This window comes from Peptacetobacter hiranonis, from assembly GCF_008151785.1.
Classification (GTDB): Bacteria; Bacillota; Clostridia; order Peptostreptococcales; family Peptostreptococcaceae; genus Peptacetobacter; species Peptacetobacter hiranonis.
Map to the genome: position 1 here is coordinate 1,676,919 of NZ_CP036523.1, position 14,525 is coordinate 1,691,443.

The 14,525-nt window shown below is 30.1% G+C and carries 12 protein-coding genes and 2 riboswitches; of the genes, 1 reads left to right on the forward strand and 11 read right to left on the reverse strand.

What is annotated here, in order from left to right; all coding sequences use genetic code 11:
* Positions 1-70 precede the first annotated feature (70 nt).
* The 6 genes from KGNDJEFE_RS08000 to KGNDJEFE_RS08025 form a co-directional block, all read right to left on the reverse strand.
* On the reverse strand, positions 71-874 hold the full coding sequence (locus tag KGNDJEFE_RS08000) for a MetQ/NlpA family ABC transporter substrate-binding protein (protein ID WP_006439230.1): 804 nt from the start codon (positions 872-874) through the stop codon (positions 71-73).
* A 210-nt stretch (positions 875-1,084) separates the two neighbouring features.
* Positions 1,085-1,738 (reverse strand): methionine ABC transporter permease, encoded by a 654-nt coding sequence (locus tag KGNDJEFE_RS08005; protein ID WP_006439229.1) that lies wholly within the window; start codon positions 1,736-1,738, stop codon positions 1,085-1,087.
* Positions 1,728-2,696 (reverse strand): methionine ABC transporter ATP-binding protein, encoded by a 969-nt coding sequence (locus KGNDJEFE_RS08010; protein WP_006439228.1) that lies wholly within the window; start codon positions 2,694-2,696, stop codon positions 1,728-1,730. The genes KGNDJEFE_RS08005 and KGNDJEFE_RS08010 overlap by 11 nt, the downstream gene beginning before the upstream one ends.
* A gap of 89 nt (positions 2,697-2,785) precedes the next feature.
* Positions 2,786-2,900, reverse strand: a riboswitch (SAM riboswitch).
* 593 nt (positions 2,901-3,493) lie between these two features.
* Positions 3,494-6,088, reverse strand: coding sequence for an ATP-dependent chaperone ClpB (gene clpB / locus KGNDJEFE_RS08015; protein ID WP_006439227.1), 2,595 nt, complete (start codon positions 6,086-6,088; stop codon positions 3,494-3,496).
* 17 nt (positions 6,089-6,105) lie between these two features.
* Positions 6,106-6,699 carry a hypothetical protein gene (locus KGNDJEFE_RS08020; protein WP_006439226.1) on the reverse strand — a complete coding sequence of 198 codons (594 nt, stop codon included), beginning with the start codon at positions 6,697-6,699 and terminating at the stop codon, positions 6,106-6,108.
* Positions 6,700-6,714: 15 nt separating this feature from the next.
* Positions 6,715-7,122 carry a replication/maintenance protein RepL gene (locus tag KGNDJEFE_RS08025; RefSeq protein ID WP_006439225.1) on the reverse strand — a complete coding sequence of 136 codons (408 nt, stop codon included), beginning with the start codon at positions 7,120-7,122 and terminating at the stop codon, positions 6,715-6,717.
* A gap of 375 nt (positions 7,123-7,497) precedes the next feature.
* Here KGNDJEFE_RS08025 and KGNDJEFE_RS08030 point away from each other — a divergent pair, with 375 nt between their 5' ends.
* The gene (locus tag KGNDJEFE_RS08030) at positions 7,498-8,526 is read left to right on the forward strand and encodes a GGDEF domain-containing protein (protein ID WP_170239663.1); all 1,029 of its coding nucleotides are present in this window, start codon (positions 7,498-7,500) and stop codon (positions 8,524-8,526) included.
* Positions 8,527-8,588: 62 nt separating this feature from the next.
* Here KGNDJEFE_RS08030 and KGNDJEFE_RS08035 read toward each other — a convergent pair whose 3' ends face one another.
* From KGNDJEFE_RS08035 to KGNDJEFE_RS08055, 5 genes are all read right to left on the reverse strand, one after another.
* Positions 8,589-9,836 carry a saccharopine dehydrogenase family protein gene (locus KGNDJEFE_RS08035; protein ID WP_040410225.1) on the reverse strand — a complete coding sequence of 416 codons (1,248 nt, stop codon included), beginning with the start codon at positions 9,834-9,836 and terminating at the stop codon, positions 8,589-8,591.
* 207 nt (positions 9,837-10,043) lie between these two features.
* Positions 10,044-10,149, reverse strand: a riboswitch (glycine riboswitch).
* Positions 10,150-10,254: 105 nt separating this feature from the next.
* Positions 10,255-11,544 (reverse strand): patatin-like phospholipase family protein, encoded by a 1,290-nt coding sequence (locus tag KGNDJEFE_RS08040; protein WP_006439222.1) that lies wholly within the window; start codon positions 11,542-11,544, stop codon positions 10,255-10,257.
* A 48-nt stretch (positions 11,545-11,592) separates the two neighbouring features.
* The gene (locus KGNDJEFE_RS08045; RefSeq protein WP_006439221.1) at positions 11,593-12,141 is read right to left on the reverse strand and encodes a TerD family protein; all 549 of its coding nucleotides are present in this window, start codon (positions 12,139-12,141) and stop codon (positions 11,593-11,595) included.
* 97 nt (positions 12,142-12,238) lie between these two features.
* Entirely contained in the window at positions 12,239-13,036 is a 798-nt protein-coding gene (locus tag KGNDJEFE_RS08050; RefSeq protein WP_006439220.1) for a TVP38/TMEM64 family protein, read from the reverse strand.
* A gap of 258 nt (positions 13,037-13,294) precedes the next feature.
* Entirely contained in the window at positions 13,295-14,227 is a 933-nt protein-coding gene (locus KGNDJEFE_RS08055) for a DMT family transporter (protein ID WP_040410224.1), read from the reverse strand.
* Between the last annotated feature and the right edge of the window lie 298 nt (positions 14,228-14,525).

A 14,525-nucleotide genomic window follows, 5' to 3' on the forward strand; every position in this document is an offset into this window, starting at 1 on the left:
ATTATCTGTAGGGCTTAATTATTTAGTATTAATTTTTTAGTTTTACAAAATCTTTATGGTTTAATCTGGTTTAGAAAGCTGGTATTATAGCTCCGTTGAATTTTTCTTCTATGAATGTTTTAACTTCTTCACTATTTAAAGCTGCTGATAATGCTTTTATTTTTTCACTATCTTTATTGTCTTCTCTACAAGCTAATATATTAACGTATGGAGAATCTGATTCTTCTAATGCTATAGAATCTTTAGTTGGGTTAAGATCTGCTTCTAAAGCGTAGTTAGAGTTTATAACTGCTATATCTACATCTGCTAAAGCTGTTGGTAACTGTTCTGCATTCATATCTATTACTTCTATATTTTTAGGATTTTCTGTTATATCTACTTTTGTAACTAATTCTTTGTCCGCTAGTTTGATTATTCCATTTTTAGCTAATAATTCTAATGCTCTTGATCCATTTGTTGGGTCATTAGGTATAGCTACTTTTGCTCCATTAGGTAAGCTAGCTAAATCTTTTAAATCATTTGAGTATACACCCATTGGTTCTATATGAACTTTTGATGTGTAAGTTAATTTGTATCCTTTTTCTTTAACTGTTTCTTCTAAGTATGGTATATGCTGGAAGTAGTTAGCGTCTAATGATCCTTCATCAAGTGCTGTGTTAGGTAGTACATAATCACTGAATTCCTGTACTTCTAATTCATATCCTTCTTTTTCAAGTAATGGTTTTACTGCTTCATTAAGAATTACTGCATGTGGGTTAGCTGTTGCTCCTACTACTATTTTTTTATCGTCTTCTGCCGATTTTGATCCACATCCTACTACTGATAATGCTATTACTGATGCTATTGCTACTGATAATAATTTTTTTAATTTCATTGTTTTGTCCTCCTAAATTTGTAGTTCTTTACCTTATGATTTTTATAATTACTGATTATTTTCAGTTTGATGTATATCCTTAGGTTCTGCAGCTACCTAAGGATTTTTTATAATCTCGAATACCTCGAGTTATAGGCTATTGCTTTAAATTTTATTTTTTCTATATTTTAAATCTATTTATCCTAGTTTTATTATATTTTTATGTTTTTATTATTTTAGTTTTTTGTATATTACATTTCCTAATGACTGTATTATCTGTACTAATATTGCAAGTGCTACTACTGTGTATAACATTACGTTATCATCAAAGCTCTGGTATCCATAAACTATAGCTACTTTACCAAATCCGCCAGCTCCAACAGCTCCTGCCATTGCTGTACATCCAAGTATTGATATTATTGAAAGTGTTATACCTGATATTATTGAAGGCATTGCTTCTTTTACCATAACCTTCCATATTATCTGTGATTTTGTTGCTCCAAATGATCTCGCTGCTTCTATAAGTCCTTCATCAACTTCATTTAATGCACTTTCAATTACTCTTGCTATAAATGGTGCTGAACCTACTGTTATTGGAACTATTGCTGCTGTTTCACCTATACTTGTTCCTACTATTATTCTAGTTAAAGGTATCATTGCTATCATTAATATAATGAATGGGAAACTTCTTAAAATATTTACTATGAATCCCACTATTGAATTTACTGTTTTGTTTGGGCTTAACCCGTTTGGTTTTGTAAGTACTAGTATAACTGCCATCACAAATCCTATGATTGTTGCTAATACTGTAGGAACCAATGTCATGTATATTGTTTCCCCTAATGCTCCAAGGAATAATTTACTTAAGAAATCGCTAATTGACATTTTCTATTTCCTCCCATCTTATATCTTTATCGGTTAAGAATTTTTTAACCGCTTCTCCATTTTTATCTGGTACATTTATTATTAAAGATCCAAGTACATCGTCTTTGAATTTTTCAAGTCTACCAAATACTATAGATACGTCTATGTCTAATTCTCTAGCCATGCTTGTTATTATTGAATCGTTTGATATGTCTTTAGGGAATAGTATTTTTACATTTGTTCCCTCTGGAAGAACTATATTTTCTTCACCAAGTAATTTTCTAAGACCTGCTGTATTTTTTAGGAATATTTCTTCTGTTTCTCCTACTTCTAATACCTGTCCATTTTCCATTATTGCTATTCTTCCACATATCTGTTTTATAACTTCCATCTGATGAGTTACAACAACTACTGTTATTCCCATCTTTTTATTTATGTCTTCTATTAAAGTAAGGATTGATTTAGTTGTATTTGGGTCAAGTGCTGATGTTGCTTCATCACAAAGTAAAACTTTTGGATTAAGTGCTAATGCTCTTGCTATTGCAACTCTCTGTTTCTGACCTCCTGATAAGTTTCTAGGTTTATCATTTCTTCTTTCCTTTAATCCTACTAAATCTAAAAGCTCCATTACTCTTTTTTCTTTTTCTGCTTTTGAGTATCCGAAGCATTCTAGAGGAAGTGCTACATTTTCAAATACTGTTTTTCTTTCTAGTAATGAGAAATGCTGGAATATCATTCCTAAATCTTTTCTTAGCTCTCTCATTTCTTTTTCGTTAAGGTCTTTAACCTCTTTACCATCTACTTTTACGCTACCTTCTTGATAAGGTTCAAGTCCATTCATACATCTTAGTATTGTAGATTTTCCTGCACCACTGTGTCCTATAATTCCGAAAATCTCACCTTCATTTATCTCAATATTCACATCTTTCAGAACTTGCTTTTCCCCAAAGAATTTGTTAACATTCTTTACTGAAATCATATTATCTTCCTTCCTTTCCTTACTTCCATCTCATCAATTAAATTAAAAAATGCCCGAGTATAAAACTCGGGCATTACTGTACGGATTTATACTCATCTATCAACTGATTATTACTAGTTGCAGGATTTAGCACCGCTGTATATATTGAAATATACCGGTTGCCGGGTTTCACAGGGCCAGTCCCTCCACCTCTCTTGATAAGACGTTACTTATTTATTTTTTCTATTTGATGTTTTGTGTTCATCTATCTTGATTAATACTATATAATTTTTTAGAAAGTTTGTCAATACATTTTTTCACAGTTTTTTCTGTTTTCAGAAAATTAACATCATATGAATTTTTTCTTCTTTATTCAATCTATTGAAATTTCAATTTCTCCGCAATTTTTAAATTCTCCAAATTTTATTTTATTTTTTATTATTTTATAAAAGATTTGCAAGTATATAATAATTTTGTTAAATTTTTTTTACAAAAAAAGAATGGGTCTTCTAAGGGTCCCATTCTACACGCAGATTATTATTTTTTATAATTGATTGTATTACGAGGACAACCAATCATTTTTAAGAAACGTTTTCTTGTGTTTTTCATTTTAACATTATTTGCAATTTTTTTCAAAGTTATCTATTTATTTTTATATATTATTTTTTTTATATTAGTTTTTTACAATAAAAATGCTGCTGCAAGATATCTATCATAACATCTTTACAGCAGCATTTTGGTAGGGCTACACAATATATCTAATTTAATTTTCCTAGCTTGTTAGATTAAATCTAAAAGCTTTAGAAAACAGGGTACACTTATTTAACTGTTATATTTATATTATCTCCAGATCCATCTATTACAACAGTAGATCCATTGTATATTTCACCTGAGATAAGTTTCTTAGCAAGCATAGTTTCTAATGTACCACTGATGTATCTCTTTAGTGGTCTAGCTCCATATACTGGGTCATAACCTTCATTTATCATTACTTCCTTAGCTGCATCAGTAAGTTCTATTTTTATTTCTCTATCTGCTAATCTATTTCTTAATCCCTGCATGAATATATCTATTATCTGTTTTATTTCTTCTCTATTTAGAGGAGTAAACATTATAATATCATCTACTCTGTTTAGGAATTCTGGTTTAAATCTGTGTTTCATTTCACTCATTACAACGTCGTTTACTTCTTCAGTTATGTTTCCACCTGATTCAAGTAAGTACTGGCTACCTATATTAGATGTCATTATGATTATAGTATTTTTGAAGTCAACTGTTTTACCTTTGTTGTCTGTAAGTCTACCGTCATCTAATATCTGTAAGAATATATTAAATACATCTTCATGAGCTTTTTCTATTTCATCGAATAGTATAACTGAGTATGGTTTTCTTCTTACAGCTTCAGTTAGCTGTCCTCCTTCTTCATATCCTACATATCCTGGAGGTGGACCAACTAATCTAGATACTGAGTGTTTTTCCATGTATTCAGACATATCTATTCTGATTATATTGTCCTCACTGTCGAATAAGTTTCTAGCTAATGTTTTTGCAAGTTCTGTTTTACCAACACCTGTAGGTCCTAAGAATATGAATGATCCTATTGGTTTGTTTTCATCTTTTAGTCCAGCTCTTGCTCTTATTACAGCATCAGATACTGCTGTAACAGCCTTATCCTGACCTATTACTCTCTTATGTAGTTCATCTTCTAGTTTAAGAAGTTTTTCTCTTTCTCCTTCAAGAAGTTTTGTAACTGGTATACCAGTCCATTTTGATACTATTTCTGATATTTCATCTTCTGTTACATCTTCTTTTAGAAGTGGTGTTTCAGATGCATTTTTCATCCGTTCTTCTTTTTCTTTAATCGCTTCTTCTAAGTGAGGTATTTCACTATATTTAACTTCAGCGGCTTTATTGTAGTCGTATTCTCTTTCGTATTTTTCTACTCTACCTCTAGCATCATCTAACTGAGATTTTAAGTTTTTAATTTCTGTTATATAAGATTTTTCTTTATCGTATTTAGCTGTCATTTCATCATTCATAGATTTTAATTCAGCTATTTCTCTCTGTATATCTATTAATCTTGCCTTACTCTTATCGTCATCTTCTTTTAGAAGTGCTTCTCTTTCAGTTTCTAATGTAAATAATTTTCTTCTTATTGAGTCTAGTTCTGTTGGAAGAGAGTCTATTTCACTTCTTATCATTGCACTAGCTTCATCTATTAAATCTATAGCTTTATCTGGTAAGTATCTATCGCTTATATATCTATCAGACAATTTTGCTGCTGCAACTATTGCATTATCGTGGATTCTTATACCATGATGGATTTCAAATCTTTCTTTTAATCCTCTTAGTATTGATATTGTATCTTCAACACTAGGTTCTTCTGCTATTACTGTCTGGAATCTTCTTTCTAGTGCTTTATCTTTTTCTATATATTTTCTATATTCATCAAATGTTGTAGCACCTATACAGTTTAATTCTCCTCTTGCAAGCATTGGTTTTATTAAGTTACCTGCATCCATAGAGCCTTCTGTTTTACCTGCTCCAACTATATTGTGGATTTCATCTATGAATAATATTATCTTACCATCAGATCCCTGAACTTCTTTAAGAACTGCTTTTAATCTTTCTTCAAATTCTCCTCTGTATTTTGCACCTGCTATTAATGCACCCATATCAAGAGAGAATATTATTTTGTCTTTTAGACCTTCAGGAACATCTCCTCTAACTATTCTTTCTGCCAATCCTTCAACTATTGCAGTTTTACCAACACCAGGTTCACCTATTAAAACTGGGTTGTTTTTAGTTCTTCTTGATAATATTCTTATAACACGTCTTATTTCGTCATCCCTACCAATTACAGGGTCTAGTTTATTCTTTTTAGCTAATTCTACTAAGTTTGTACCATATTTTGCTAGTGCATCGTATGTGCCTTCTGGATCTTGAGTATCTACTCTCTGATTTCCCCTTACCTGATGAAGTACACCTAAGAATGCGTCTTTAGTTATACCAAAATCTTTTAATATCTTGCCTGTAGCTGTATTTTTTTCAAGCTCAATTATAGCAAGCATAACATGTTCAACACTTATATATGAATCTTTGAAGTCCTTTGAAATTTCTTCTGCTTTTAAAAGTACCTCGTTTATTCTTCTAGTAGCTGTAACCCCCTGAGATTGAGCTCCTTCACCATAAACTTTAGGTATTCTATCTAATTCATTTTCTACAGATCTTCTAACTGAATCTGGAGATATTCCCATTTTTTCTATTATATTAGGAATTAATCCATCTTCCTGATTCATTAGTGCTGAAAATAAATGTATTGTATCAACTTGCTGGTTGTTGTGTCTGACAGCCTCCTGGAAAGCTTCATTCAGACTCTTCTGTACTCTTACTGTCATTTTTTCTACGTCCATAATCTATCCCTCCATTTTTATGCTCTATCATTTATTATTATAGATTTTCTCAAATCTATTAAACTATCTAGAAGATTTTCTCCCCTAGTAGTGTCAAATCTTAAATTCATTACAAAACTCTTGTCCTCATTGAAAAATCTAAATAAATCATTTGAAGAGGCGTTTAAATATAAGTTTGTATCAATCTGTCTATCCTCTCCAACCATAAGATTATTGCACTTTTCTAAGAATGAGTTTCTAAAATTCATAGTATATACACCAGAATTTTGGTCATAACTATAAAATGCTACGTTATTAAATACTCCTATTAGATTAGAGTTTATAAAGTTGTACATTCTATTATTGTTGTATATAGATAATTGCTCATATATATACTCTCTAAAAATTGGATGTACATTTTTTTCAAGTTTAACTGCCAACTCTTGTGGCATTTCAAAGTATATTTTCCAGTACTTTGGATTATCCTTTTCTAAAGTAAGAGCTGTCTTTTGTCTGCCTTTATCTTCAAATCTATATAGTTTACAGATAAAGTTACTTTTTTGAAGAGAAGTTCTCTGTTCTTCAAAAAAGGAATCAAACCACTGGAGTATATTTCTATCTAGCTTCAGCATTTAAATCCCTTCTTCCTATTTGTATTTTTTCTTGGATAAGGAATTGTACTCCTCCATCAGCTGATCTCTTTCAGGTTTGCTGCCCTTATAAGAAATCGCTGGGTTTATCATATACTCCCCATTTCTTACCCTCTGAATAAAGTCTCTTTTCTTTAGTTTTGTAAACAAGGTCGAAAGAGATGTCTTAGGATAATCAAAGATTTCTGCCATTTCATCTAAAGTCATCCTTATCTTATTTTCTCTATCCATAGATTCTATAAGCATAAGTGGTATTAAATCCTTTTTAGTATAAGATCCTTCAACAACCTTGATAAAATTCTTTAGACAAATGTTTGAATATTTATCCTTTTTAGGTACGAGGTTTCTACTCTCTGTATATTTTTGATCCACATCTACTTTTGATGAACTATTTATTTCTAGCATCCATATCACCTCGCTTCTTCCTCTTTCGTTAAACCTATCATAGTCCTTTTTTAAATGAATGTCAAAGCAAGTTTTTGTGAAAGTTTATCTCTAACACTAACTTTTATTTATCTAAAAACTAAACTTTTTAATTTTAGTAAACCTAGTTATTTCAATGGATTCAGTTTGCTTTTTAAAAAATATCTATTTTTTTGAAAAAAAATTTTTAAGAATCTTTATATGATATAATTGTCTTAACAAAATGATTTGCAAGAGGTGTTTTTTATGGTAGGGGATTTAATTTTGACAAGCCAAAAGTTGATATTAAACACAAATTATATGCTTTTTTTATACGGATTATTTACAATTTTTATGTTTTCACTTTTAGATAGGTATATGAATGAAGTAAGTTCTATGGATTTTTTATATCTAGGATTGTTTGATTCTATGATAGCAATTCCGTTGTTTTCATCTAGATATCCTGATACAAGCTATGGATTTTTATTTTTGGGATTATCTATAATTCCTCTATTAAAGCTTTATCAAACATATTGCAATAGTAAGTATTTCCATTTTATAAATCTAGTTACTAGATTGGCAGTTGTCGCTACTATTGCAGTATTTTTATTAGATAATGTATCTATTTTCCCAGTAGAACATTCGGATACTGTTATTTATATAATACTTTTTATTGGTTTACTGCTTACTACATTTTTAGCTGCGAATATATATAGAGAAAAAAGTATCACCCCTATTTTTTCTTCAGCTAATTTAATACTTATACTTAGCATAATAGGCGGTGCTTTGGGTGAAAGTATAGAGATAATAATTTTAGGAATTTTAATATTCTCAATAGTGGCTACCGTTGCCCTTATTGATAATTTTGTAAAAGAATACAGAAATGAAACATTGAAATATATGAGAGAAAAACTAGTATATAAAGATATACTTACATCTATGAAAAATAGACAGTCTTTTGAAAAGCAGTTAAAAGAAGATGATAAAAATATAAACGATTTTAATTCATATTGGGCTATTTCTATAGATTTGTCAGATATTAAATACGTAAATAATAATTTTGGCTATTCTCATGGAGATAAATTAATACAGAATTTAGCTGATAGTATAGAGGATACTTTTGAAGACATAGGAAACTGCTTTAGAATCGGCGGAGATGAGTTTATAGTCCTTATTAAAAACGAGCCTAAAGAAAAAGTTGAAAGATATATAGAGTTATTCGAGTCTGTAGTTTCTTCATATAATAAGCTTCACGATATTAAAATGATTACTTCTTTAGGATATGACTCTTATAAATTTGGTTATGATAAATCTATATTTGATTTAGTGAGTAGAACAGATTATATGATGTGTAAAAACAAAAGAAGATTTAAAACATCTTGGATGCCTGACAAAGAAGATGAGTAAAAAAATAGCTGTTGCGTACTTTGCAACAGCCATTTTTTTATATTTACATTTATTTTTTATACTTACATTTCTTTTATTTTATAATCAAATCCGGCTTCATCCATTATGTTTAGGTATGGCATTGGATCAAAATATTCTGGAGAATATACACCTTCTCCTGTCCATATTCCTCTACCTATAAGCTCTATTGCTATTGCTGCTCCAAATCCGGTCTGAGCAACTACTGCCTGCATTCCCCAATCTTTCATAGATTCCTGATTGTCGAATGTCTGATACATCATTATTTCTTTTTCTTTACCGTCTTTTATTCCTTTACAATGTATTCCTACACACATTTCTCCAACCATTTCATTTCCTATATCTTTAGGCTGTGGAGCACATGCGGCTACAACATCTCTAGGACAAACTTTTACTCCACCTACTTCTACGGGTTTTGTTCCTCTAAGTCCTAATTTATCTATAACTTTTAACGCATTCATAAGATTTTCGTCAAGAGATATTTTATATGTAACTCTTTCTAGTCCGTACTGTTCAAGGTATCTAGGCATTGTAACAGTTTCTTCGTGCTCTATTTTTACTAGAGTATTTTCTCCAACTTCTGGCATATCAAATTTTTCTTCTCCAGCAAAAGCATCTTCTACTATAAATCCACCATTATTTTTATCCCATTCAACATTAGGATTCATACATTCATCTAAAACTGTCCATACATTAAATCCAAAAGTAATATCATCTTTATCCGCAGAAGGTATCTGAAGATTTCCACCGTCTTTTACATGTATTTCTTTTATTTCATCAAATAATTCTGTTGCCGCGTATTTTGCAAATACATTTACAACTCCTGGATCTATTCCCATGCATATACAAGCTAACTGTCCATTTTCTGCCCATTTTTCGTGTCTATCAAAATTATACTTTGTCATTGGCTCTGTATAACTATTTTCTATACCTAGACCAAATGCAGGGTTTTCCATTGGAACAGACCAAGTTCCCATATTTCCGTAGTTTACTCCCGCCTCAAATGCTGCATCAAATATATAATTGCTTAAAAATGGAGCTGTTGCATCCATAACAAAATCTAAGTTATATTTTTTTACAAGTTCTTTCATACTTTCTTTTGATTTTGCATTTACAAATTCAGGCTTAAATCTATCATAATCTCCTAGATTATCACAAACCTCTTTAGCTCTATCTAAATCATAGTCAGAAACAACTACAAGCTCTAGCCAATCGCTATTCTTATCTCTTTCTTTTAATATCCTTAAAATTGATTCACCGACTGCTCCGGCACCTACTAATAACATTCTCATATCTTTTTCTCTCCCTTTTGTATATAGTCTTGCATCTTACACAAATATGGATTTCTCTTTTTATTATAAATAGGCATAAAAAATACCAACCTTACAAAAATATAAAAAGAGATACAGATACACAAATAAGTGCATCTATATCTCTGTCCTTTTGCCAGTTGGTTATATCCTCGTAGGCGGTGAATTAAATCACTCTCTCCAAAGTATCGTCAGACTGCCCTCCTTTTGCCTGTCAGTTTCCACAGAAACAAGATGAAATTTCTGTTTTGCTTCTTCGGCGCTTCATTTAAAAAGTCTCTAATGCAGTCCTCATCCGAACATATTTGATTGTCACTCTTATAATATAAGATTTTTTTCAAACTGTCAAATTTTTTAATTATAAATATTTAATTATTTTTATCTATAAATAAATATTTACTTAATCCCAACCATCATCATCTCTATCTTCACTTTTTTCATAACTTTCTAGCCGACTTACATGATACCCTATATCATCGAGCATATTCTCTTCAAATTCTTTTAAAATGCTTTCCTTAAATGTTATAGGCGTCACCTTTTCTATTGGTTTTGCAAGTCTAAGAGCAGTCTTTTTAAGCTCCAATAATTTTGAATTAGTTGAGTCTTCATCTTCAGCATTATTTATACAACTTATAAATTCATCCAATGAATATATTTTAAATTTTTTAATCTTTTTACTTTCTGCTATCTCTTCAAGAAGACCTATAAAAATTTCTTGATAAGTTGATTCTTTACCCATTTTTAAAGCTTCTGCAGTCTCCGGAATTAAGTCTTCAAAAAGAATTCTTTTAGGATCTTTTCCAACTACACCCCTACTTTCTGCATAAGGAAGTATCTTTTCATTTGGATAAGATATAAGTCTTTTCATAAACTCATCATCTGTTATTCCAGTAATATAGTATTTCTCGCCTTTTAGACCTTCAATTTTTTTAATCCGGTCAAAATACCCTCGAAGCATATTTATTCTTATAGTTTCATTACTGAAAATTAACCCTCTTCCAAGTGGCTCAGATGGCTTGATTTCTATAAATTTTGTAGATTCATTTATAGGTTCTCTAAGCTTTCTATTTGGTGAAACTCTAACAGCTATTAAATCGTCATATCCCTTACTTTCTAAAAGTCTAAGTGGGCAATTATCGTAAAATCCACCATCTATAAACATCTTACCATCTATATCTTCACTTTTAAAAACTGGTAGATTTGCACTCGCCATTATATAATCCTTTATTTTGCCTTTTGGAATATCTTCTTTAAATATTTCTACTGGTATTGGTTTTAAGCCATCAAATTCTACAGTAACAAGTCCAAAATCTATATCAGATTTACGAATTTTGTCCTCATCTATATATGTATCTAGTATTTTTCTAAGTTTAGCTGTATCAATTCCTTTGTTCCTTATTACATTTTTTGCTTCTTCAGATGCATATTCCAACATACTCCTATCTATGTTTTTATCTATTAAATTTTCCATAAATTGATTATCTACATTGAACAGAGTCTCTGGCTGCATATTCTTCCACATATTGTAACAAATATCAAAATCTCCCTGAGCTATCATAGCTGCATTAAACGCACCTATAGACGTACCTACAACTCCTTTAAATTTATAACCTCTTTCAAAAAGTGCTTTGAGTACACCTAAATGATATGCTCCCTTCGATGAACCACCCTCTAGCGCAATTCCTTTCATAAATTATCGCCTCCTTGGATAATACTGATAAATAGTACAACTAAAATATTAAATTCCTAGACCAAATTTCTTCCCTAGACTTAAAAGACCTCCGTCTAAGTAGTCTGTATTTACATTGAACTTCCATTCACCATTATGTCTATACATTTCCCCAAATACTATCTCCGTATTCTGACCTACACTATCATTTATCTGGTAATCGTATATCACTTCTTCCCGATCTAAATCTATTATTCTCATAGATAAGTAGTCAAATCTATCGTAGTATCTAGCTACTTCACCGTATTCAGTTAATGTAAGCGCAAATGCTATCTTTCTTATTTTATTAGGTATTTTAGACATAGTTATATAAACTTTGTCCTCTCTTTCATTTAACTTAACTGATTCAGATGGATGCTCTCTATTTTCACTGTAGATAAAATCTTCGTAGCTAGTCATAGTTCCGCTACCATCAGTTAAGAAAACAGCTGTACCCATTTCAAAATCATCTTTCTTTAAATAATTATTTACTCTATAATCAAATTCAACCAAAACATTTTCTAATTCTGGTATATCTCTTGTAAGTTCAACTTTCTGACCTTTAAGTATTTCCTTCATCTTAAAAAATTTCTCCTTCTAACTAAAAATTTCTACTTATTAGATTATACAACAAATCTCTAAAAAAAGTGAACTTTACTAGTAGATTATATGTAATTTATTCTTGTTCATCTTCTTTCTTTTTTCTGTACTTTTTATTTGACTTATCGATTGTTATATTTACAAATCTCTTCTTTTGTTGTTTTTTTAGATTTCTTTTTTCCTTTTTCTGTTCTTTCTTTTCTTCTTTTATTTCTTTTTTATGTTCTCTCTTTGCTTCCTGAATATGTTTGATTTTTTTAGTACTTTCTTCTATCTTAACTATACTAGCTTCTATTTCTTCTTCATGCTGTTCTAGCTTCTTGTTAAATCTCTTACCTATTATCCATGAAACTAAAGTTAACCCTATAAATAATCCTATTTTTATTGGACTATGTATAAATCCAGTTATATCTTCAGAAATATAACTTATTATTATAAACATTACAAACTTACCAGCCAACATAGGTGGTATAAAGTCTATTAATTTTTTCTTGCCACAAAGTGCAGATGCTAAAGTGGCCCGGCAACTAGGCATAAATGGACACGCATAAGCTAAGAATAAAATACTAAATCCTTTTTTATCTACCCATTCTATTACCGAATCTACTTTATTATTCTTTAAAAGCCATCTTAAAACTCTAATATTTCTAAACCTTGAAACTACCAAGAACAATGCTATTGTTCCAAGCCCTGATCCAATCCAAGATATAATAAGTCCTTTTAACATACCATGTATTGCTGCATTAGCTGAAACTATTGCAACTAGTGGAAGTGCAGGTATAAAACTTTCTATAAATGCACTAAAAAGCCCTGCAACTATAGATAATATTAAATTATCTTGTGCTATATATAATAAATTTTGAATGTGTTGCATAATAAAACCCCTCTTATCTATAAGATACAAATCAAATAATTTTTAATTTTAATATTACTTTAATTTGTTTCGTTAATATATATATTTGATATATGCTCTTATTATACCTTCTTATTCTTGAGGAATTCTTAACTTTTTCTATAAATATTCTAAAAAAAGACTGCTACATCTCTCCCTCATAAATGCAACAGCCTTTAAGCTCCCTATAAAATCCCTATCTTTAAAAATTGGATTTATAAATATAAAACTCTAATAATTCTATCCAACATATGCCTCTGCTTCCATTTCTTCAACAGATTCTGTTTCAACTTCTTTATTTCCAGCAACCGCTGTAAATGCTGATACAAACATTATTGCAACTCCTATTGCCTTTCCTATAGTAAATACTTCACCTACTACAGTCCATCCTATTATAGATGCAGCTATAAGCTCAACTGATGCTACAACACCTACGATTGAAAGCTCGCATCCTCTAGCAATTCCCTCAGCATAGAATATATAAGCCATAGCAGCTGGAAATACTCCCAGTAATATCATATATGGAAGTACATTCATATTTGTAACAAATCCCATCATTTCAACAGGTTTTGCTGAAGGTATCATAAACATAGCTCCAAATAAGAACCCGTATATTAAAATTGTTTCGCTTGAAAATTCTTTTAATGCATTTTTACTTATTATTGGCATTAATGCATAAGTTATTGCTGCCATTATTCCCATTATAATTCCATATGTATTTATTCCTTCTAAATCAAGAACTCCACCTGTAACAGCCATTATTGCTCCAATACAGCATAAAATTAGAGAAATTATCTTAGCTCTAGTCATTTTTTCTTTATAAACTATTTTTGAAAATACCGCTAAAAACAGTGGTGAAGTATATAAAAGAACTGCAGCTATTGAAACACCAGTCACTTCTACTGCTTTAAAATAACATTTATTAAAAAGCCCCTGACATATTATTCCTATTGCTCCACAATATAAAAGACCTTTTAAATTTATCTTTAAAACTTCTGGTCTTCTTATTAGCGAATATAACGATAACACTATAAATCCTATAAACAATCTAGTAAATGCAACCTGCTCTGATGACAAACCTCTTTCCATAAGTATATTTCCAAATAATCCTAGTGTAGACCACAAGATCCCAGCCATTGCTATAAATGCGTATGAATTTACACCTTTTTTCATATCCTTACCTCCCCCAATTTTATTTATTACATAATATTTAATAAGCAAAATATATGCCATTTATTTATCAAATTTATTTTTATACTTTTTATTTTATAGAAGTTAGCGTTTGCAAGATGTACAATTTTTTTATTATCGTCATTTTAATTTTTTATCAATATTAATTTTTAACTATATATATTCTTATCGTTTATGTATATTTTTTATAAGCATTTATGAGTTATATTTGACTTATTTATCATCTAAATTTTTATTTAATTCACTTTAGACTTATTTTTAAGTCTTTTTTAACTTATTT